Source organism: Pseudoalteromonas sp. NJ631 (assembly GCF_000276645.1).
In the GTDB taxonomy this organism is placed as follows: domain Bacteria; phylum Pseudomonadota; class Gammaproteobacteria; order Enterobacterales; family Alteromonadaceae; genus Pseudoalteromonas; species Pseudoalteromonas piscicida.
Genome location: NZ_AKXJ01000012.1, coordinates 57,910 through 79,353 on the forward strand (window position 1 = coordinate 57,910; position 21,444 = coordinate 79,353).

The window sequence follows — 21,444 nt, forward strand, 5'->3', positions numbered from 1 at the left end:
TTTCCGAGCTTTTTTGTGGGCTAGTAATTTGTTACTTAGTGAGTATTAGAATTTAGCTCCGGTGTTGTTTGTTGGCTATCAGCCGAGTCTCTCCCTTTAAACCATTTGCGACCAACGCGTTTAACATCTTCAAGTGCCACATATTGACAAGGGATAAGTACAAGGGTGATCACCGTGGCAAACAACACACCAAATGCAAGCGATACTGCCATTGGAATAACAATTTTAGCTTGTAGGCTCGTTTCCATAATGATTGGTACAAGTCCGATAAAGGTGGTCAACGAAGTGAGCAAGATTGCTCTAAAGCGTTTACATCCCGCCTCGACGGCTGCGGCTTTTAAATCTATGCCTTCTTCGCGTGCTTTATTGACAAAATCAACCATAACCAAAGAGTCGTTCACCACAACCCCAGCCACCGCAATAATACCGAAGAAAGACAAACTACTCATTGTCATTCCTAATATCATATGACCGAATACCGCGCCAACCACACCAAATGGGATCACAGACATAATGATGACAGGCTGAGAATAAGAACGTAGTGGAATTGCCAGTAGTGCGAAGATAATCATTAATGACAGGGCAAAGTCACGAATTTGCTCCGCAACACTGTCCATTTCTTCTTGTACGCGACCCGCTACTGCACTTTGAACGCCAGGATAGTTCTTTAATAGACTAGGAAGGTATTCGTCACGAACCTGTTTTGCTATCTCAAATGGTTGTGCGATTTCTGTATCAACTGATGCCCAAACATTAATAGTGCGTTTGGCATTTTCGCGGCGAATTCGGTTAACACCATCAACCAATTTCACATCAGCCACTTCTACCAACGGCACTTCTGCGCCTTGAGGCGTTAAGATACGCACATCCTGAATGTCACTAATGGCATCACGGTGTTCTTTAGGGTAACGGATCATTACTTTGATCTCTTCACCATCACGTAAAATACGCTGTGCTTCAAGGCCGTAATAACTGAAGTTTACTTGGGATGCAACATCTGCCAACGTCAGTCCAAGGCTGTACGCTAATGGTTTAAGCTCAAGCTGCACTTCATCGGTTGCTGATTGCATAGAGTCGTTGATATCACCAACACCTTCAATAGTTGCTAGCTTGTCTTTTAGTTTCTGTGCGACTTCGCGGAGCTCTTCTTTGTGTTTACCTTCTAATCTAAAGCTAATATCTCCGTCATCACGACCACCATTCATGATGCTATCTTGAATGTTTAGCGATTTAACACCTGGTAGTGCAGGCATTGCATCACGCCAGCGGGCGCTGAGTGCAAAGGTATCGATTGGGCGCGCATCTGGTTCAACCAAGATCACCATGATATTTGCGCTAGTGCGGCCGTTCATATTCACCATGTAATCACGGATCATTTTCTTGCCATACTCAGCCTCAATTTCTTTGTCGACATTTAGTACCATTTGCTCGACTTTTTGAATTGACTCAAGCGTCGCGTTTTCTGACGAAGACAAGTTCATATCAATCGAGATACGTGGAAAGTCATGGGGGATTTTTGGGTTAGCAACAAACTTCACTAAGCCACCAGCAAACATCCCCGCGCTGACAATTAAAATGGTTAAAAAGCCAACGATAACGGTATAACGGTAGTGAATACAGCGTACAATGAATGGGCGGTACGTGTTTTCAATGAAAGATTGAAGGCCGCTATCCATTTTTTTCCTGAGGCGGTGGAACGGATTTTTAGGGTTGCTTGGTTTGTCTTTCATCGCTGCTAAATGCGCAGGTAAAACCAGCTTAGATTCAACCAAAGAGAATAGTAAGCAAAGAATTATTACGCCACCAATTGCTTTAGAAAATGCTGCCGTTGGGCCAGTTGCTAATGTTTGCGGCAAGAAAGCAGCAACAGTAGTAAGCACACCAAAAGTGGCTGGGATAGCAACACGTTTTACACCACGAACGACATTATCGAGGCTATGACCATGTTTTTCTATTTCCGCATGGGCGGATTCACCGACGACTATGGCGTCATCAACGACAATCCCCAGCACCAAAATAAAGGCAAACAGTGAGGCTAAGTTAATCGTTACGTCTAAATAGCCCATTGGCATCATTAAAAATGCACCTAAGAAGCTAACTGGCAACCCCATCATTACCCAAAATGCTAAACGCACACGTAAAAATAGGGCGAGCATAAACATAACTAATACGCCACCTAACGCCATATTTTCTAGCATCATGTTAAGGCGGCCATTGAGGTAATAGGTCAAGTCAATAAAAGGTTCAAGTTCTACGCCTTGTGGTAGTGAGCCTTTCTTGGCCTCAAGATAGTTCTTAATGATACCTGCAACTTTGGTGATGTCTTGGTCTTTTGACGCGCTAACTTCATACACCAGTGAGTTCTTACCATTGTATTTAGAGTATTGCAGTCCTTCTTCAAAGCCATCGTTAATGGTGGCGACATCGCCTAAGCTAACCTGTGCGCCGTCTGGTAGTGTTAGTAAGGGGAGTTTTCTAAACTCGTCACCGCGATAGGCTTGGTTTTCAACTCGCATTGAAATATAGCCATTTTCGGAGCGAATTTGGCCAGCAGACATGTTCGCTGAGAAGCTCTTTACCGCATCCGAAATTGCCCTAAAACTTAGGCCGTATTCGCGCATTTTATCCGGGCTTATCTCAATAGAGATTTCATAGTTCAGGCCACCATCAAAGCGTACAAGGTTAACGCCAGATAACGACAGCATTTCTTCATGAATGCGATTACCAAGCTCTTTAAGATCATGGGGACTCAAGTCGCCATTGAGCGACAACCACATCACTTCTTGGGTTGCCTTGTCGTGACGTACAATAGGGCGTTCCATTCCAGATGGGAAAGTTGAGACGGAGTCCACTTGCATCTTGACTTCGTCGAGTACTTCTTTGGTGTTGTACTGCTCGTCTACTTCTATCCAAGTTTGCGAGTAACCGCGATTAGAGTAGGTGATCAAGCGTTTGATCCCTTCGAGACCTTCCATGGATTCCTCGATCTTAATCGTGATCCCTTCCTCGACCTCTTGAGGTGCCGCGCCCGGGTACACTGCTTGAACACTTATCCAGTTACTATCGTATTGTGGAAACATTTGCTTGCGGATCGAAAACGCGGTAAGCAAGCCGCCCACAATAATAAATATCATCAATAAGTTTGCTGCGACTGGGTTACGTGCAAACCAAGCAATTAAGCCTTTTTCTGTGCTTTGACTCTGCATAAACCTTACTCCTCTTTGAGCGCCAATTGGGTGTTAGCACTTTGCGAAGGAGTATCGTCTGTACGTAGTTGCATCCCTTCAGAAGGGTAGTCCAGCGCTGAAGTAATGATCTGTTGGCCTGACTCAACGCCGTTATCAACGACGACCATGCCATTGTACTCTCTAATAATATTGACCTTTTTGTAGCTCAGCTTGTTATCATCATCCAATGTTGCAACACGACCTTCTTTCACTAAGTGATGAGGAAGCATAGTGGCATTTTGCACTAACAAACCTTGAATATCAGCATTGATATAAGCGCCAAAACGTAGTGGTTTTACGTTGTTGTGATAAGGCTGTTCGACTTGAGCAACAAGGTAGGTCATACGACTTTTGTTATCGATAACGCCTTCACTGCGGACTATTTCACCTTTCCAACTCATCGGTTGACCAGCGACTTCTGCTGTGATCACGACATCGGTGCCAACACCTTGTTGCGGTAAGTATTTCAATTCATTATCGGCAACAGGGAGGCGTACTTCCGCAACAGATGTCGCATTGAGTTTACCAAAGCCATTACCGGGATTGACTACACTACCAAGGCTTACGCTACGAGATTCTATAATCGCATCGTAAGGCGCTTTGATATAAGTACGCTCTAAATTTCGGTTCGCTCTTTTCACTGCAGCCTGCGCAGCTTTAAAGCTTGCTAACTTTTCAGCGAGCTGAGGTTTTCTCAAATAGAGTTCAGAAGGTATTTTTTCGTTAGCATTTGCTTTAATTCTTTGCCATTCTGCTTTTGCTACTTGTACCTGAGCTTGTTCTATTTCTAGCGCTGAGCTGGCTTGTGCTAAAGCCGCTTCGGCTTCAATCAGCGACGCTTCATAGTCATTCGGGTCGATGCGAGCAAGTACGTCACCTTCTTTGACAAAGCCACCTTTGACAAACTTGTCTGACAATGAAATGACTTGACCACTGACCTGAGCAACAAGATCAGTACTGTATTTTGGCATCACGATACCGTATGACGATACGTCAAGCCTAACTTGGTCAATATGAATAGGTTGAACCTGTACGAGAGGATGTACTATTTCTTCTTTCTTCTCTTCTGGAGGTTGTTTCATTGCAGACATGGCAACAGCCGCTGCAATTCCCGCCGCAAGAACGGCAATTGGTAGAATTATTTGTTTTTTACTAGCCACGTTAAAATCCTTCCTGTTGAATGATTTTTAATGACCCAGATTAACGGCTCTAGGTCATCGATAAGCTTAAGAATACGCGAATAGTTATGTCGAGGTGTTTAAATCCAGACTGAATATGTAACAAAGCTTTGCGTACCTAAATTTATCGTTACATTCTTAAAAGCGATTGATGCTTTTACGTGTAGTCGATTTTTCGATAAAATGCACCACTTATTGTCAAAATTGCGAGAAACAGAATGGATTGTAGGCTTGGTTGTGGCGCTTGTTGTATAGCACCAAGTATTTCAACACCCATTCCCGGTATGCCAAATGGTAAACCTGCGGGGGAGCGGTGTATTCAACTAGATGAAAATAATCTGTGTAAACTGTTTAACCAGCCAGAGCGCCCACAGGTGTGTTTGCAATTTAAGGCCATGGAAGATGTGTGCGGTGAGAGTAATGAAGCGGCGATGCAGATCATCACAGAACTCGAAATGTTGACCTAACTAGCCTCTGGTTAACTGATAAAAAAACGCCCAGATACTTACCTGCTAAGTTCTGGGCCTAGGGAAAGGCTCAAGATTGAGCCGTGCGCTAACTAAAAACACCTTCTAAGACTGTAGGGAGAAGTAGAAAGTACTGTTAAGTTTAGTTAACCTTTCATTCTTTTTACAAATAAATGAATGATTTATTAAGTTTATATAAAACAAAGAGTTGTTCTTTATATTCATAATTGGTCTTAAAAATATCAAAAGGGTATATTCAGGTTATACCCAAGTTATCAACAGGCCGTCTTTAATTAAATCCCGAGGCAAACTGTTTTTAACTTTATTCTTTTGCCATTTTCCTAACCCGATGGCACTGCCACATAGCGTGAGGATCACCTCTCCCGTTAGTTTGGTAACTTCATCTAGGCGTATATCTTTGCCATTAAAGTAATCTTTTGCTTGCTCTTTTGTTAGTGCTAAAGTGTTTTTAGACGCTAAGTGACCGAAAGTAGTGGCAAACTCATGCTCTAATCTTACCCCGTTTTTATGGGTAGTACCGATTAAAATCCCTATGCGAGAATATTTGATCTTATCTTGGATTGCTTCAAAGTTGTCAGGAAATAACCACACCTCTTTATCGCGCTGCATCAACTTACCGTCAAGTTGGGTAATACCAAACTGTTTTTTTAGTACGGATAACAATAGTTGAGTGGTTTTCTTGTCTAGTTCCTCAAAAGGGAAAGCGCCTTTTTTCTGCTTTGGATTTTTAACGGCAACAGAGTGTAACTTCTTAAATCGAGCAATGAAAAACCCTTCGCTATCATATAGCTGAGGCCACACATGCAAGTATCCTTCGGACGTTGTTGCTTTTTCAGCACCCTCAAATAAGGTCGACAGGTTTTCGACTGCTACTGCTTGAGGATAATTATCAATGAGGTGTTGGCATACTTGCTGATTCTCCAAGGGTGTTAATGTGCAAGTTGAATACACTAAGGTGCCACCTGGCTTTAAGGCTTGAAATGCGCTGTCTATCAGTTGCTTCTGCACTTGTGCAATTTCAACATTAGACTCAATTGACCAGTTTTTAAGGGCGTTTGGGTCCTTTCTAACAGTGCCTTCTCCAGAGCATGGCGCATCAAGCAAGATGTTATCAAAACATTCATGCATATAATCGCCAAAGATACAGCCGTCAAAGTGAGACAACGCAACATTTCGTATGCCCATACGTTTCATATTTGCTGCAAGCGCTTTGAGTCGAGATGACGATAGCTCATTAGCGATTAGTACGCCACGTCCATCCATATAAGCTGCGAGTTGCGAAGTTTTCGACCCCGGTGCTGACGCCATATCCAAATTAATATCATCACTGCGGATAGTCGATTTCAATGCTGTTGGCGGCAACATGGAACTTGCTTCTTGGACATAGATGCAGCCACTTAAATGAATATCTGTGTTGCCGATAGCAAGATTAGCTTCCTCTTGTTCACTTCTTGCTATCCAAAACCCTTCTTCACACCACGGGATCGGTTCTGCCTGCCAATCACTTTTTTCGCAGTAGGCTAAGAATTCCGTGATAGACATTTTTAGGGTATTGACTCTGACTGCTCGGCGTAAAGGAGACTGGCACTTATCTATAAAGTCTTCGATGCTAAGGTGGTCTGGTAAGTAGGTTTTTATGTCGTCTAGAAACGCGCTGGGAATATAAGTTGATTTGTCCACGCAGTTACTCAATTTGAAAGCTTTACCTCATTTTACACTTTCGTGAGTGAAAAATGCATAGTTGTTGTGACGATGCTGATTATTAAGTAAAACTCATGGCTGACAGTAAAAGGCTATGGTTATATAATCTTCGCGAAATATCGCGAGGATTGCTATGTCTATTATCAAACACTTTTTGGCGGACCCTAAATTATTATTGAATGCGGTTGGAGAGGGGATCTATGGTTTTGATCTTTCTGGTAACGCTGTTTTTGTAAACCCGGCCGCAGAGCGTATGACTGGGTGGCAAAGTGATGAGCTTTTGGGGAAAAAAATACATCAGTACCATCATCATAGTCATGCAGATGGGAGTGAGTATCCTGCTGATGAATGTAACATCTACAAAACAATGTTTGATGGTAAAACACGACAGGTAACCAATGAGGTGTTCTGGCGGAAAGATGGGAGCTGTTTTCCTGTGGAATATACCTCTACGCCAATTTTCAAAGATCAGCAAATTATCGGTGCAGTCGCGATATTTCGCGATGTGTCGCAACAGCACAAAACTGAAAATGCCCTAAGAGAGGCGCTGAATAAAGTTCAAGTACTTACTGAGCAACTTAAAGATGAAAATGCCTACCTGCTAGAAACATTAAATGAAAATTGGCAAGACTCGGGTTTGGTGGGCAGTAGCGCAATATTTCAGGCCATGTTAGCGCAGCTAGAGCTGGTTAGCCAGACCGACAGTACGGTATTGGTTTTAGGGGAAAATGGCACGGGTAAAGAGCTTGTTGCCAGAAATCTGCACCGCCTTAGTGAGCGTTCATCGCAACCTTTCGTTAAAGTAAATTGCGCTGCTTTTTCACCAACTTTGATCGAATCTGAATTGTTTGGACATGAGAAAGGTGCATTTACTGGAGCGAATGAAAGACGTAAAGGACGTTTTGAGTTGGCGGATAAAGGAACCATATTTTTAGATGAAATTGGCGAGCTACCGCTAGAAGCGCAAAGCAAGTTATTACGTGTATTACAAGAGCGAGAGTTTGAACGTGTAGGGGGAAGTAAGTCGATCCAAGTAGATATACGGATAGTTGCGGCGACCAACAGAGATTTATGGAAAATGGTCGAGGAGGGAGGGTTTAGAATGGATTTATATTATCGTTTAAACGTTTTTCCTATTCGAGTGCCTGCACTACGAGAGCGTATAGAGGATATACCTGTATTGGCCAACAATCTCATCGTGCAGCTCAACAAAAAGCTGGGTAAGCAACTACGCGGGATCTCAAAAAAGGCTATTCATGCGTTACAGCGTTATGATTGGCCAGGCAATATTCGAGAACTCCAAAACGTGTTGGAGCGCGAAGCGATATTATCTAAAGGTCGTTTACTTGATTTATCTCAAGCACTTAACGCTACTGAACAGCATAAATCTGAAGATGGTGAGCTGACTTTAGCGCAAGCGGAAGCTGAGCACATATTAAGAGTGCTAGAAATAAGTAACTGGAAGATTGCTGGCAGCAACGGGGCGGCTGATAAGTTAGGGCTACCCGAAAGTACGCTAAGGTCGAAAATGAAAAAACTAAAAATTGCTAAACTTTCGTGATATTTCGCGCCTATCCGTGATATTTCGCGATGTTGAAAATATCATAAAAACAAATACAATAAAAATCAATGCGTTATAAACTTTCAGATTGGTCTGAAAGTTGCAATATCAAACTCGTGTATTACCAATGTAGCAAATAACATGAAGTTTGATATCAAAGAAGAAGACATGATCATTAAGCCCTATAAACAAGAAGGGCCTATTTACGTCAGAGAGCAAAAAGGTTTTTTCCAAAAAATAAGAAGAAACCTTGGCTGGTTTTTAATGTTAACTTTCGTTCTCATTCCTTGGATCCCGTACAACGAGCAGCAGGCCATCTTGCTTGATTTTGGTAAGCAGCAATTTAGGATATTTGGTGCCACCTTTCTCCCTCAAGACTTTATGATTCTAGCCTGGATTTTTATGGTGGGTGCCTTTGCTTTATTCTTTGTCACGACTTGGCTGGGTCGCGTGTGGTGTGGTTATACTTGCCCACAAACAATTTGGATGCTGATGTTCACTTGGGTTGAGCACCGAGTGGAGGGGACTCGCAACCAAAGAATAAAGTTGGATAAATCAAACTGGGATAGCAAAAAAGTCGCTAAGAAAACGGCCAAACACGCTATTTGGTTGATAATTTCGGTGTTTACTGCCACTTCATTTATGGCCTATTTTATACCTGCAAAAGAGCTGTATCTAGACATGTTTACGCTTGAGTGGACAGGCCTTACTTCCTTCTGGGTATTTTTGTTCGCACTTTGTACCTATGGAAACGCAGGCTTTCTACGAGAAAAAATGTGTACTGTGGCGTGTCCATATTCTCGTTTCCAATCGGTTATGTTTGACAAAGATACGTTAGTCGTCACCTATGATAGTGAACGAGGTGAAAATAGGGGTCGTCGTAAACGCAAAGAAGACCCAAAACAGCTGGGACTCGGCGACTGTGTAGACTGTAATTTATGTGTTGAAGTTTGCCCTGCTGGTATTGATATTCGTAATGGCTTGCAATACGAATGCATTAACTGTGGTTTATGTATCGATGCGTGTAACGAAACGATGAATAAATTCGGGTATCAGCCAGATTTGATTAAGTATCAAAGTGAGCATCAACAAGCGGGTAAAAAGTCGAATCCATTTAGGTTAAAAATAGTGGGTTATGGTGCTATCACTGTATTGATAGTAGTCACTATGGTGATTTGGGCATTTAATCGTACACCAATAGAAGCTTCTGTCATTCGCGACCGTAATGCGCTTTATCGTGTTAATTATGAGGGATTAGTCGAGAACCCATACACCTTAAGTGTCATAAACAAAACACAGTATGATTTAACTTACACCGTGAGCTTAAAGGGGCTACCAGATGCGAAATTAACAGCCCCAATGACAACGCATATTGCTGGTGGTGACATGGCATTAATCCCTGTAACGGTCACCGCTGATGGCTATGAGCTAAAAGGTAAACGGACTCCAATCCAATTCACGATAGAGTCGCAGCAAGATGCCAAGATTAGCATCACCAAGGACAGCTACTTCTATAAAAATTAGTTTACACTCCCCCCGACTCAAGGCGCTTGTATTATGAAGCGCCTTTTTTGTGTGCATATATGCACAATCTGACGCTAAATTTATGGCTTTCTCTCTGAACTTTTAGCGTATAAGCTTACTCTTATTGAGAATGAGTTTTATTAGCTGAATATTATGTTTAAAAATACATCACAAAACTATGGTTTGTTAGCCATCATCTTTCATTGGCTCAGTGCGCTTGTGGTATTTGGCATGTTTGGTCTTGGGTTGTACATGGTTGAACTCAGTTATTACGATCCTTTCTACCGTGACGGCTTACACATTCACAAAAGCATCGGGATACTGCTAGCAGCTTTGATAGTACTTAGGCTGATTTGGAAGTTCACTAACCCTAAAGTGAGACCCGAAAGCGAAGCAACTCCCGTGGATAAATTGCAAAACATAATAGCGCATGTCGTTCACATCGTTTTGTATCTTGGCTTGTTTGGGCTGTTTGTCACAGGTTACTTAATCTCTACCTCGGATGGCAGAGCAATCGAGGTATTTAACTGGTTTTCTGTTCCGGGTATTGGAGAGCTGTTTGAAGAACAAAGTGATATTGCAGGCACTGTGCATTTTTACATTGCTTGGGGGCTCATTGGATTAGTAGCGCTACACATTGTGGGAGCGCTAAAACACCACTTTATTAATAGAGATCGTACCTTAGTTCGCATGCTCAAGGTACCAAACGCCACAAAAGTTGAGGATTAAAACATGAAAAAAACAATCATTGCATTAAGCATGGCGGCTATGACCTTATCGGCCGGAGTAAATGCCGCGGATTATGTAATTGATACTAAAGGTGCACATGCCTTTGTAAACTTTAAAATTAAACATTTAGGATACAGCTGGTTGCATGGTCGATTTAATAGCTTCGAAGGCGACTTCAGCTATGATGCAAAAAATCCAAATGCATCAAAAATCAATGTAGTGATCGATACTGCTTCTGTTGATTCGAACCATGCAGAGCGTGATAAGCATTTGCGCGGTAATGATTTCTTAAACGTTAAAGCAAATCCTAAGGCGACTTTTAAGAGTAACTCGATTACTTTTAGCGATGATACAAATGCGAAGGTAAAAGGAAGCTTTACACTCAATGGGGTAACAAAAAATATCGAGTTTGATATTCAAAAAGTGGGCGAAGGTAAAGATCCTTGGGGTGGATACCGAGTTGGCTTTGAAGGCGAAACCCAGTTAAAACTTGCTGATTATGACATTGATTATGATCTAGGTCCGGCATCAACGCACGTTACCATCGGTTTGCACTTGGAAGGTATTCGTAAGTAATCTCTACTAGCACCACGTGTTTCTACATACGTGGTGCTGCGCTTTATATTCTAGGTGGAGTCCACTTTTAAAACGCAATATCAGTTTCAGAAAGTTAGTTTTTAAAAATACTAGCTAGCTGTGGCTGAAATTGCTCTGGTAACCAACGAGACATAGCCAGTCTAAACTGCTCGTTTTTATGGGCTTGTTTTAACGCTTCGCTAATTGCAGCGATCTGTTCCTTACCAATCGCATTGTTATTACAGCCTGCATATCCAGCAGTTATTTGCGAGGCGATACTCAATCTGACTTGTGTCAATTCATCTTGCTTATCAACATGCAATTTGTGGTAGTGGTGTTCGCTTGGGTATCCGAGTATCACGTCGACTCTTTTTTTGAGCAGCATGATAGTCAAACTCTCTAATGTATCTCTTCCTGGTCTTACAAGCACTTGCTTGGTAGGCAAACTCGCCAATAACGCATCAATTTCATGACCAAACGACCGGTTTGCCGCCACACCTACGGTTAGCCCGTGCTCAGTTACGAGCTTTTCCAAATCAATTGCGCTGTTGGTAATGCCAAGCGACTGTGCGACATCTTTCCTTAGTGCGGCAGAGGTTGACAATCCAATGGTGGAATACTCATCACTAAAAGCGATATGTCTTTGCCGCTCGGGTGTTTTATAGAGGGAGATCATACAATATTGGTTGTTGAAATTAGAGAGCTCATGTATCGCCCTCGATGCAGGGAACACTTTATAATTGAAGGTGTAGTCGGGCATCTGTTGTTGGATGAGTTTTATCAATAACTCGTCCCGTCCTTGTCCCTCCAAATCATCAGAAAGGATATAATAAGGCGCGAAGTCTATCGCAATCCAAGTTATTTGTTTTGCAAATACGAAACTGGATTGAAAGGCAATGAAGAGGAGTAAGATGATTTTGATCAAATTGGGTCACTCTTGCTGAACTTACAATAAGCTTAGCATTGTTTGCGATATTGATGATTAAATTAATGTTTATTTAATTTGTATTTAATGTTTACAGAGGTTGGCGGTATGCTAGCTTTAAAAGAGGTTTTAGTTTTGGGTAAAAACGTGCTAGTTAAAGCTTTGTCAAGCGATTGAATATAGAGTTTGATTGCAGCGCGTTAATCCAATATAAGTAGATAAGGCCGTATGGCAAGGAAAGTCATACAAGCCAATAACTATAAATTATTAATAAGGAAAACCGATGGCTATATTAATCGTTACCGATATTTTCGGTTATACGGATCATATTGATCGTTTTGCTAAATCACTTGGAAGTGGCGTGCAGGTGCTTTCACCATTTATAGAAGAACCAAACAGTGTCTCTGAGTCGGATTGTTATGAGCTGTTTTTGGCGCAGTGTGGTCATCGTTTATATGCTGACAAAGTATCAGCAGCGATTTCTGAATACAAACCAAAACTTATTATTGGCTTTAGTGCTGGCGGAGCTGCAGCGTGGATTGCATTGTCTGAACAAGGTGCATCTCACTCTGTTGAGCAGCTTATCGCATTTTATCCCAGCCAGATACGTAACCATCTAAATATTAAGCCTAGTTGCGATGTGTCTATCTTCTTTGCTCAAGTTGAATCTCATTTTGACGTTGAGCCCGTTATAGAACAGTTAAAAGATAAAAAAGGGCTGGATTGTATCCGAACGCGATATTTACACGGTTTTATGAACAAGCTCTCGGGTAACTATGATGAGTACGCATACTCGCATTATCAGTATTTTTGCCAGCGAGAGGCACGCAACTATATCGAGGTTGTGCAACGAGAGGCGGAGTTTTCGTAACAACATACGCAAAAGCGGCTTGAGCGAACTACACTAAACACTAACTTATCATACTTTAAGGAGTGAAAGATGTATCCCGAGTTGCCTGATTATCAACATTTTTATAGTAATCCGATCGCCAAACCTCCATGTAGAATGCTAAATGCACAAATGTATGGCTTCTTTGTCAAAGGAAAGAAATCAACAATCCAAGCCTATGTTGATAAAACGCTGAATTCGGTTTCTAGTAGTGAATTTGTATTCAGGGCTTTAACGGATTGGTGCTTATTGACCTTTACGGATATTGAAAATATCGCATCAAAAGTGCCGCCATTTAGTAATTATGGATATATGCAAGAAACCGATGTCATTGTCTGGTTACCAATTCTGCAAGTCAATCTCGAAACGTTAAAAGCAGAGCATCTGTATTGGTATCCTGCGTTTATCTCTGTCAACAACATTAACGCGCTGATAAATGGTCGAGAAATATGGGGCTACAACAAATATTTATGTCGCTACGAAATGCCTGATAACTTTGGCGACCCACTGAGCTTTTCCCTCTCTCTGGAGACCTTTAAGGAATTTGATCCCAACGTCAAAATGGCATGGCATGAATTGTTATCCATTGAACCTGAGGATGACGGGGAGTCATGGCTAAAAGAAGTGTTGGAAGTGGGTGAAGAAATTGCTGAGCTTTTCAAAGATTCAGTGTCTGATTTAAACGTCGATAGCCAATTTCTTAAGCAGTTCTTATCGGGTTTTACCCACCCACAAATGGATCAAATATTATTTAAGCAGTTCCCAGATGGCTATGCCGAGAAGTCTGTATATTCGGCAGTGGTACATTCCCCTTCTGAGGTGAAGAAAATCCACAAAATTGGTTTTATCAAAGATGACTTAAGCCTGAATCTACAACGAATAGATGCGTTTCCACTCGATAAAATGTTTGGCATTCCATTAGGCAAAAGCGAGGTCAAACTACCTTACTTTGTGAAAATGGACTTCGATCAGGCAGGTGTGGAAGAAATTGTTTCCAGTGCTCAGAGTATGGCTAATCTCCATCGTTAGTGTATTTGTGGCATAAAGAAACACGATTTTTACTAAAGCGATATTTGCATGTTTAGTTGTCTTCCTATGTGGCTTTAGGTGTTGCTCGTCAACACGTTTGAAAAAGGAAGGCTTATGAGTAAACAAAAAGTAGCAATACTTGGCGGCGGCGTTTCGGCGATGACAGCTGCGGTATACATGACTGAACAAGAAGATTGGCAAGAGCGCTACGATATTACCGTTTATCAGCAAGGTTGGCGTTTGGGGGGCAAAGGGGCGAGTGGTCGTAATGCTGAATACGGCGAGCGTATAGAGGAGCATGGTCTTCACGTTTGGTTTGGTGCCTATGTCAATTCTTTTAGGGCAATTGAGACAGTTTATAATAAGCTTGAGCGCTCAAGTGATATCCCCATTCACACTTGGCAACAAGCACTAAAACCGCATAGTTTGGTGGTGTTGCAAGAATATATCGACCAGCAATGGCAAACTTGGTCAGTAGATTTCCCTGAGATCCCAGGTAATCCAGCAAATGGCACTCTCGATTTACATTTTTGGCAGATTTTAAAATTACTTGCGGCTTGGCTACACAAGTGGGTTGATGATTTGGAGTGTGAAGTTGAGAAAACGCACAAATCCACACAATTCAAAACTAAAAAAGAAAGAGATAAAGCGCTGCTTGCTCACTTGGGACAGGAAGTTAAAAGCTTTTTTGATAGCGTAGAAGATAAAGCCAAGACCTTATTTGATGACGCAGAAAACCATGTTCAAGAGGTTGTATCCACACCAAAGCTGTTAATAACGCAACTCAGTAATTTTTTGACGGTGCGTGAAGCTGATCATCGTTTAGAGAATAAGAAAGATCACTTAGTTGTTTGGTATATGGTTCGAAAAATTAGGCGTTGGTTGCAGTCTGAAGTAAACGACTTAATTGATGACAACCCTGTCATTAGACGTCTGTATATATGTATAGATTTAGGTGTTGCGATGACCATAGGCATGCTCCGTGACAAAGTCTATTCACGAGGGTTTGGTTATCTTGATCGATACGATTTTAAACAGTGGCTCAAGCGCAATGGCGCAAATGAATCGCTGTCTGTGGAGTCTGCGCCTGTCCGCGGCTTTTATGACCTCGTTTTTGGCTATGAGGACGGTGATTTTAAAAAGCCGAATGTCGAAGCGGGAGTTTCGGCTTTGGCTATGCTTCGGATTATGCTGTGTTATCGCGGTGGCGTGATGTGGAAAATGCAAGCGGGGATGGGAGATATTATTTTCTCTCCTATCTATGAGCTGCTTAAACATCGAGGCGTTAAGTTTGCGTTTTTTCATCAGGTTGAATCGTTACATTGTGCACAGGATGATGATGGTCATTATGTTGATAGTATTCAATTAATTCAACAGGTTAAACTAAAGGAATCGCAATGTTACGAGCCTCTGGAATTAGTCAAAGACTTGCCGTGCTGGCCAAGCTTTCCACTGTGGCAGCAAATTGACCCGCAGCAAGCGGCACTACTTAAAGAACATGAGATTAACCTAGAGTCTTACTGGTCTAATTGGGAGACGGTTTACCAACAAGCATTTGGACAGAGGTTACCGAGAAAAACACTAAATAAAGGTACTGATTTTGATTTAGTGATTTTTGGGATCTCAGTGGCAGGTCTTGAGCCACTTTGTCAGCAATTATTGGCTAAAGATAACAACTTAAAGTTGCAAGCCGAAAAGGTCAAAACTGTTGCGACTCAAGCTTTACAGTTGTGGCTCACTAAAACTGACAATGAACTGGGTTTTCACAACCCTTCTGGCAGTAATGAGCCACCAATATTAAGCGCATTTTCTCAACCCTTTGATACTTGGGCTGCGATGTCTAATTTACTTGAGGTTGAAGATTGGCCAAATACTCAGCCTAAGAACATTGCCTACTTTTGTAGTGCTTTTACCTGCGTAGATTATCCACCTCCGAGCGATCATGAGTTTCCTGAACGCATGAAAGCTCAGGTAAAAGAAAACGCATTGCAAAAGCTTAGATTACAGATGCAGCCACTGTGGCCAGAGGCTTATCATGGTGACGACTTCGATTGGAACGTATTGTTTGATGTTGATAATAAGGAAGGCGAAGTTAGGTTCAATACTCAGTATTGGAGGGTGAATGTCGACCCCAGTGAGCGTTATGTGTTAAGTGTTGTTGATAGCAGTCAATTTCGACTGCCTACGGACGGCAGCATCTTTGAAAACCTCTACATTACCGGAGATTGGATTAAAACCGGTGTCAATGCAGGTTGTGTTGAAGCTGCTGTGATGGCTGGCATGCAAACGAGTAGAGCTATCACCGGATATCCTCAAAGCATTAGTGGAGAATCAGGGTTTGAGCCGTTTAACGTTTGAGTAGTTAGTCATACTGACGGAGTAGCCCAACTACATTTCAAGCCTTGCAATTTGCAGGGCTTAAATCCCATCTGGGTATAATTTGTATGCGTTATGAACGATAACTTGAACCTTAAAAAGGTAATCGGGTTCATTTGTTTGGGGGTCTTTTTAATTCAGCTATACTGATAGTGCAATTGCATGATATAGCTCGGGATTCAAACTATGCCACATCCAAATGTGCTGTTAAATACGATAACACTAACATTACTCTCAGTAGTTTCGATGGAAACGTCAGCACAAGTCGAAGAAGAAATCGAAGTCATTGAGGTATACGCTCAAAAAAGAAAGCAATCTATCAATGATGTTGCTATCGCTGTTAAACCCATATCCGGACAAGTCATCACTGACGCGGCACTGAAAGATACGACCGAACTGGGTAGTTTAGTTGCGAATGTAAAAATCAGTCAAAATGCAGCTGAGGGCACGCCTCCAGCGGTCAGCATTCGAGGTGTCGGACTTGTCGATTACAATACGGCCAACACTTCTCCGGTTGGGGTGTATTTAGATGGTATATCTGTTGGGTCTGCGAATAATCAAATCATTAACTTGTTTGATGTTGAGCAAGTAGAAGTATTGAAAGGTCCACAAGGTACACTTTTTGGTAGAAATACCACTGGGGGGGCAATTTTAGTGCGCACGGCGCGCCCAACAGATGGTAATTTTGCTTCTGTCAGTGTGGGGGTCGGTTCGGATTCTTTAACAAGAGCACGTACGATGCTCAACTATAGCCTAGATCAAAATAGCGCGGTGCGACTTGCCACAAGCCACAATAACTATGAGTACACAACGTATAACTTACAGCCTGACGCTCCTGAGGCGTATATGGAACAAAATGATGTTCGACTAATTTATTTTGGCGAGTTTGATAAGTTCAGTGTTTTTGTGAAATTAGATTATGGTCATTGGAATGGACTGGTTCAGCCGGTCGGGAATATCGGATTATTCTCAAACCCTTTGGATGGTTCATTATGTTCTCCAGCGCAAGCGGGCACTAGCAACTGCGTTGATGCGCTTGGCTTTAATATTGGCAGCGACGATTTTTGGGCTGTGCGGGTCAATAATTATCAAAAACATCACAGTATAAGCAAAGGTGTTACAACAGAGGTCGCGTATGCACTGGATGACCGGTCTCAACTTATTTATCTTGGGGCTTTCAATCGCTTAGATAGGATACATGGGTTTAATTGTGATGGAAGTCCATTTTCATTATGTGAAGGTGAGTTAGGGCTTAAAAATGAAAAGCTGGTGAATGAGCTTAGGTTTGAGCAAAGTATGGAAACCGGCTTTCTGACGGTAGGCTTATTTCAACTAGAAGAGCGTATTTACCAAGATAATTTCAATGACTTATTACGTGATTTTAGGGGAACCCCTAATGGTGCTAGTGCGGCAACCTTTTTCTATGACAATGATATCAAAGTAAAATCAATGGCTTTGTTTGGCCAATATGAATATGAAATCAGTGAACATACAGATGTACTTGTAGGAGTAAGGTACAGCGATGAAAAGGTAAATTATGACTCTTTCTCATACCTAAATGTACCGTTTGGAGATAACCTCGCTGGCATTTTAGTCCCTGCCTACGACATTGAGGGAAAAGAGTCCGATAGTAATTTGTCTGGAAAGTTGTCAATTATCCATAAAGTTAAACCAGATAAAAGTGTTTATTATAGTTTATCTAATGGTGCAAAAAGCGGCGGCTATAACGGTGGCTTCCTTATTTCGAAGGATGCCGCGATACAGGCAAGTTATGGCCCCGAAGAACTAATCGCTCATGAAATAGGAGCAAAGCTGTTATTTAATGAGCTTAAACTTCGTACAAATTTGGCCGCTTTTTACTATGATTATAAAGACCAACAGGTATTTATGAATCAGGCTTCAGAAGTACCTGGAGCACCGCCTTATCAGTTACTTGAAAACGTAGGTAAGTCAAAAATCTATGGTGCTGAAATAGAAAACACTTGGTATCTATCGGAGCAAACTCAGATAAGCTTGGATATAGGGTATATACCTGAAGCTAACTTTGAGGAATTTATTGATCCAGTTGGCGTGGTATTGACCGACAATCGCTTACCGTTTACATCCGAATGGAATATCTCTGGACAAATAAATTATGCATTTAATTGGGATGAAGTTAGTATAAAAAGTAGAATAGCATTTGATTATCAAAGCGAATATTACTTTGACCAAAACGAATCTCCCTATGCTAAGCAGCCCAGTTATATGCTTTGGAATGCCAATCTACAGGTGGAGTATAGAGACTGGCAGTTAGGTATTTGGGGTAAAAATCTTTTAGATAAAGAGTATAGCCATCTTAAGTTTGACCTAAGTAGCTTTTTGGGAATGTTGGAAGACTTTAAAGGTGAGGGAAGAAGGATAGGCATGGATGTAACATATCGCTTTTGATTTTGTTTGAGCACTATATAGAGATAAGTCACCTGACTTGGGGGTAGAAAACTTGCAGATAAAATACCGAACCACAGGTAACTTTACTAGGGTAACTGGCTAGAATGCGTTTATTACTGATCATTTTCAGCATAATTCTGTTTTCTAGTTTCGCCTATGCAGATCAGACTGTGTTGAAATTGACGCAGCCTTGGCAATATCAAAATTTACATCACGTTGGAAAGGCTTATGAGGCAAGTTCCAGTACAAGGTTTCCTCAAAGCTGGGATGAGTTGAGTGCATGGGAATCTATTCATGAGCCACTAAAGAAGAGAGCGCTGTTTTCTGGTCGTTATTTCTTGGTGACTAAAGTCAGAAATGAGACGCCGTTGAATGAATTTGTGCTCTATCCATACAATACGGTATTGAGCAAAATTGAGTCGAGGATATATACACCAGAGACGGTCTTGCGAGTTTTTTCAGGGGGCAAGGTCGAAAATGAATTTGCATTTCATTATGGTAACCAAGTCACGTTAGAACCAAACCAAGATTATTATATCGTTACGCTCTTCGAGAGTGATTTCTTTTACACCCCTGTAAAGTTGACCATTGAGCCTCTGAGAGACTTTCAGCAGGAGGTGGTCTATGAAAACCTTATCATGACGCTTTGTTTTGGTGTAGGCATTGTTCTTGGGCTTTATAACTTATTAATCTACATCGGCTCTAAAGATATCACTCATTTTTATTACGCATTATTTACTTGCGTGTGGGTATTTGCGTGGAGCCATTTCTTTCATATTCCCGACGAGCTATTCGGGTTTTACTCTGCAAACTTACATTGGTTAGGTTTTACGCTTGCGCCATTAACCAACGCGTTATTTTATATCCATCTTTTAAAACTCAAGGATGTTCATCCAAACTATGTGTCGATTTCTATCTGGCTCGGAGTGATAGCTGCCCTTGGACTACCGTTTTGTATTCTTTTCCCAGGTTTTGGCTTTATTTGGGCAACATTGGTAACGGGATTAGCGCTCTGTTTCGGACTATTTGTCGGTATTAAGCGCTGGGTTGAGGGCTTTAAGCCAGCTCGCTATTTTGTGATGGCATATATCGCAATGGCGATCCCCAATATGGTGGGCAATTTAACTAACTTAAGTTTGCTGCCAGAATCGTCGAGTAACTTATATCTTTACGGTTTAATAGGTACTGCGCTTGATGCATTACTGTTGGCTTTCGCGGTTGCGGACAAATTTAGAATTACCAGTGAAGAAAATATAGAACTAAACAAAAACCTTGAAGCAAAGGTGTTAAAACGTACTTATGAGTTAGAGCAGGTGGCCTCAGAGCTTAGAGATGCTAGTGAGGCAAAAAGTCGATTTTTGGCGAACATGAGCCATGAAATAAGAACACCAATGACGTCAATTATTGGTTATGCCGATGGCATTATGCTCGGAGATATTAAGCCGCATGAGCGAAATCACGCAATCTCCGTTATTTTACAAAACTCGCGCCATGTACTTGGACTAATTAATGACATTTTGGATATGTCTAAAATTGAGGCTAATAAACTAGAAGTTGAGTTGGTGGAGTCAAACCTTTTTCAAGCAATTGCGCATGTCGATTCGTTATTGGGTAAGCAAATTAGAGATAAAGGGCTTGAGTTTGCATTGAATTATCACTTTCCACTGCCTGATTTTGTGGTTATTGATCCCACTCGATTGCGGCAGATATTACTAAATCTCACATCTAACGCAATGAAGTTCACGACGGTTGGTAAAATCTCGATTGATGTGGCGTGTCAAAACGAGCGCCTTATGATCACGGTACGAGATACCGGGATAGGAATGACAGCGGATGAGCAAAAAGAATTATTCAGTGCGTTTTATCAAGCCGACTCTTCCACATCAAGGAAATATGGTGGGACAGGGCTTGGACTAAATATTTCCAAAAGCTTAGCGAGGAAGTTAGATGGTGATATTTCGGTAGAAAGTGAGGTAGGTTCAGGTACTGCCTTTACTCTTACTGTTGGCCTATATACCACCGAGAAAACAAAGTGGGTGCAAAGTCTCGCTCAAATTGGCGATGTTCGTGAACAAGGCACAATACCTGATGAAATAAATCAAGAGCTTAAAGGTGAAGTGTTATTAGCTGAAGATAACACAGACAATAGTAAGCTTATTAAGCGTATTTTAGAGCGTATGGGCTTATCTGTGACGGCGGTTGAAAATGGTCAGCTAGCGGTACAGGCGGTACTAGATGGTGATTTCGATTTGATATTAATGGATATTCAAATGCCGGTAATGGATGGTGAGCAGGCGTTTAGCTTTATTCAGGCCACTGGCTGTAGCACACCTGTGATTGCATTAACTGCCAACACCATGCAGCATGAAATTGAGCGTTATTTAAAACTTGGATTTAGTGATCATCTCGCAAAACCTATCGATAGAGTCGTATTCAGTCAAAAAATAGCCTATTATTTGGATATCCAAGTCGATGAGGAAGTTGATCTGCCTGAAGCCGAGTTTTATCAGTTAAAGCAACAGTATATTTCTGGGCTGCATGAGCAAATCATTCAGATCAAGAATCAAGCTAAGTATCAGGATTACGATGCGTTAGCAAAAACAGTTCACGCGATTAAAGGCACTGCTGCGATGTTTGATTGTATTGATATTCATAAAATCGCAAACGAGTTGGATGTTAAGCTGAAGAATAAACAACTCGAGTGTGTGGAAGTGCAGCTAACTGAATTACTTGGCGCAATGACAGCCGCTATTGAGTCAGAAAAGCAGCAAACCAAACAAGCTTAGTTTTCTACGCCTTATAAATATTTATAGC

14 protein-coding genes are annotated in these 21,444 nt (G+C 41.7%); 10 read left to right on the forward strand and 4 right to left on the reverse strand.

Features of this window, described 5'->3' with window-relative positions; genetic code table 11:
* Positions 1 to 35 precede the first annotated feature (35 nt).
* A complete protein-coding gene (locus A587_RS0117665) occupies positions 36 to 3,206 on the reverse strand; it encodes an efflux RND transporter permease subunit (protein WP_017218657.1) in 3,171 nt (1,056 codons plus the stop codon).
* 5 nt (positions 3,207 to 3,211) lie between these two features.
* Complete coding sequence (locus A587_RS0117670; protein ID WP_017218658.1) at positions 3,212 to 4,387, reverse strand: efflux RND transporter periplasmic adaptor subunit; 1,176 nt, start codon at positions 4,385 to 4,387, stop codon at positions 3,212 to 3,214.
* 236 nt (positions 4,388 to 4,623) lie between these two features.
* Between A587_RS0117670 and A587_RS0117675 the strand changes: the two genes are divergently transcribed.
* A complete protein-coding gene (locus tag A587_RS0117675; protein WP_026001042.1) occupies positions 4,624 to 4,872 on the forward strand; it encodes a YkgJ family cysteine cluster protein in 249 nt (82 codons plus the stop codon).
* A gap of 261 nt (positions 4,873 to 5,133) precedes the next feature.
* Here A587_RS0117675 and rsmF read toward each other — a convergent pair whose 3' ends face one another.
* Positions 5,134 to 6,573 (reverse strand): 16S rRNA (cytosine(1407)-C(5))-methyltransferase RsmF, encoded by a 1,440-nt coding sequence (rsmF, locus tag A587_RS0117680; protein ID WP_026001043.1) that lies wholly within the window; start codon positions 6,571 to 6,573, stop codon positions 5,134 to 5,136.
* A gap of 154 nt (positions 6,574 to 6,727) precedes the next feature.
* Between rsmF and A587_RS0117685 the strand changes: the two genes are divergently transcribed.
* The 4 genes from A587_RS0117685 (at position 6,728) to A587_RS0117700 (ending at position 10,984) form a co-directional block, all read left to right on the forward strand.
* Positions 6,728 to 8,155, forward strand: coding sequence for a sigma-54 interaction domain-containing protein (locus A587_RS0117685; RefSeq protein ID WP_017218661.1), 1,428 nt, complete (start codon positions 6,728 to 6,730; stop codon positions 8,153 to 8,155).
* A 141-nt stretch (positions 8,156 to 8,296) separates the two neighbouring features.
* Positions 8,297 to 9,679 (forward strand): cytochrome c oxidase accessory protein CcoG, encoded by a 1,383-nt coding sequence (ccoG, locus tag A587_RS0117690; RefSeq protein ID WP_017218662.1) that lies wholly within the window; start codon positions 8,297 to 8,299, stop codon positions 9,677 to 9,679.
* Between the two features lie 153 nt (positions 9,680 to 9,832).
* Positions 9,833 to 10,408, forward strand: coding sequence for a cytochrome b (locus A587_RS0117695; protein ID WP_017218663.1), 576 nt, complete (start codon positions 9,833 to 9,835; stop codon positions 10,406 to 10,408).
* Between the two features lie 3 nt (positions 10,409 to 10,411).
* The gene (locus A587_RS0117700) at positions 10,412 to 10,984 is read left to right on the forward strand and encodes a YceI family protein (protein ID WP_017218664.1); all 573 of its coding nucleotides are present in this window, start codon (positions 10,412 to 10,414) and stop codon (positions 10,982 to 10,984) included.
* A gap of 94 nt (positions 10,985 to 11,078) precedes the next feature.
* Here the strand turns inward: A587_RS0117700 and A587_RS0117705 are convergent, their stop codons facing one another.
* Positions 11,079 to 11,909: a TIGR02285 family protein gene (locus A587_RS0117705; RefSeq protein ID WP_017218665.1), complete on the reverse strand. Its 831-nt coding sequence runs from the start codon at positions 11,907 to 11,909 to the stop codon at positions 11,079 to 11,081.
* Between the two features lie 283 nt (positions 11,910 to 12,192).
* Between A587_RS0117705 and A587_RS0117710 the strand changes: the two genes are divergently transcribed.
* The 5 genes from A587_RS0117710 to A587_RS0117730 all read left to right on the forward strand — a co-directional run bounded on the left by A587_RS0117710 (position 12,193) and on the right by A587_RS0117730 (position 21,416).
* Positions 12,193 to 12,780 carry a dienelactone hydrolase family protein gene (locus tag A587_RS0117710; RefSeq protein ID WP_017218666.1) on the forward strand — a complete coding sequence of 196 codons (588 nt, stop codon included), beginning with the start codon at positions 12,193 to 12,195 and terminating at the stop codon, positions 12,778 to 12,780.
* A gap of 69 nt (positions 12,781 to 12,849) precedes the next feature.
* Positions 12,850 to 13,827 carry a hypothetical protein gene (locus A587_RS0117715; RefSeq protein ID WP_017218667.1) on the forward strand — a complete coding sequence of 326 codons (978 nt, stop codon included), beginning with the start codon at positions 12,850 to 12,852 and terminating at the stop codon, positions 13,825 to 13,827.
* Positions 13,828 to 13,941: 114 nt separating this feature from the next.
* Entirely contained in the window at positions 13,942 to 16,185 is a 2,244-nt protein-coding gene (locus tag A587_RS0117720; protein WP_017218668.1) for an NAD(P)-binding protein, read from the forward strand.
* A gap of 204 nt (positions 16,186 to 16,389) precedes the next feature.
* Entirely contained in the window at positions 16,390 to 18,630 is a 2,241-nt protein-coding gene (locus A587_RS0117725) for a TonB-dependent receptor (protein WP_017218669.1), read from the forward strand.
* Between the two features lie 104 nt (positions 18,631 to 18,734).
* The gene (locus A587_RS0117730) at positions 18,735 to 21,416 is read left to right on the forward strand and encodes an ATP-binding protein (RefSeq protein ID WP_017218670.1); all 2,682 of its coding nucleotides are present in this window, start codon (positions 18,735 to 18,737) and stop codon (positions 21,414 to 21,416) included.
* The last annotated feature ends 28 nt before the right edge of the window (positions 21,417 to 21,444 follow it).

Excerpts from the sequence above, each read along its gene's own strand:
- A587_RS0117720 (WP_017218668.1), top strand. The coding sequence starts at position 13,942 with ATGAGTAAACAAAAAGTAGCAATACTTGGCGGCGGCGTTTCGGCGATG.
- A587_RS0117700 (WP_017218664.1), top strand. The coding sequence starts at position 10,412 with ATGAAAAAAACAATCATTGCATTAAGCATGGCGGCTATGACCTTATCG.
- A587_RS0117685 (WP_017218661.1), top strand. The coding sequence starts at position 6,728 with ATGTCTATTATCAAACACTTTTTGGCGGACCCTAAATTATTATTGAAT.
- A587_RS0117665 (WP_017218657.1), bottom strand. The coding sequence starts at position 3,206 with ATGCAGAGTCAAAGCACAGAAAAAGGCTTAATTGCTTGGTTTGCACGT.
- A587_RS0117730 (WP_017218670.1), top strand. The coding sequence starts at position 18,735 with ATGCGTTTATTACTGATCATTTTCAGCATAATTCTGTTTTCTAGTTTC.
- A587_RS0117725 (WP_017218669.1), top strand. The coding sequence starts at position 16,390 with ATGCCACATCCAAATGTGCTGTTAAATACGATAACACTAACATTACTC.
- ccoG (WP_017218662.1), top strand. The coding sequence starts at position 8,297 with ATGAAGTTTGATATCAAAGAAGAAGACATGATCATTAAGCCCTATAAA.
- A587_RS0117695 (WP_017218663.1), top strand. The coding sequence starts at position 9,833 with ATGTTTAAAAATACATCACAAAACTATGGTTTGTTAGCCATCATCTTT.
- A587_RS0117715 (WP_017218667.1), top strand. The coding sequence starts at position 12,850 with ATGTATCCCGAGTTGCCTGATTATCAACATTTTTATAGTAATCCGATC.
- A587_RS0117710 (WP_017218666.1), top strand. The coding sequence starts at position 12,193 with ATGGCTATATTAATCGTTACCGATATTTTCGGTTATACGGATCATATT.
- A587_RS0117675 (WP_026001042.1), top strand. The coding sequence starts at position 4,624 with ATGGATTGTAGGCTTGGTTGTGGCGCTTGTTGTATAGCACCAAGTATT.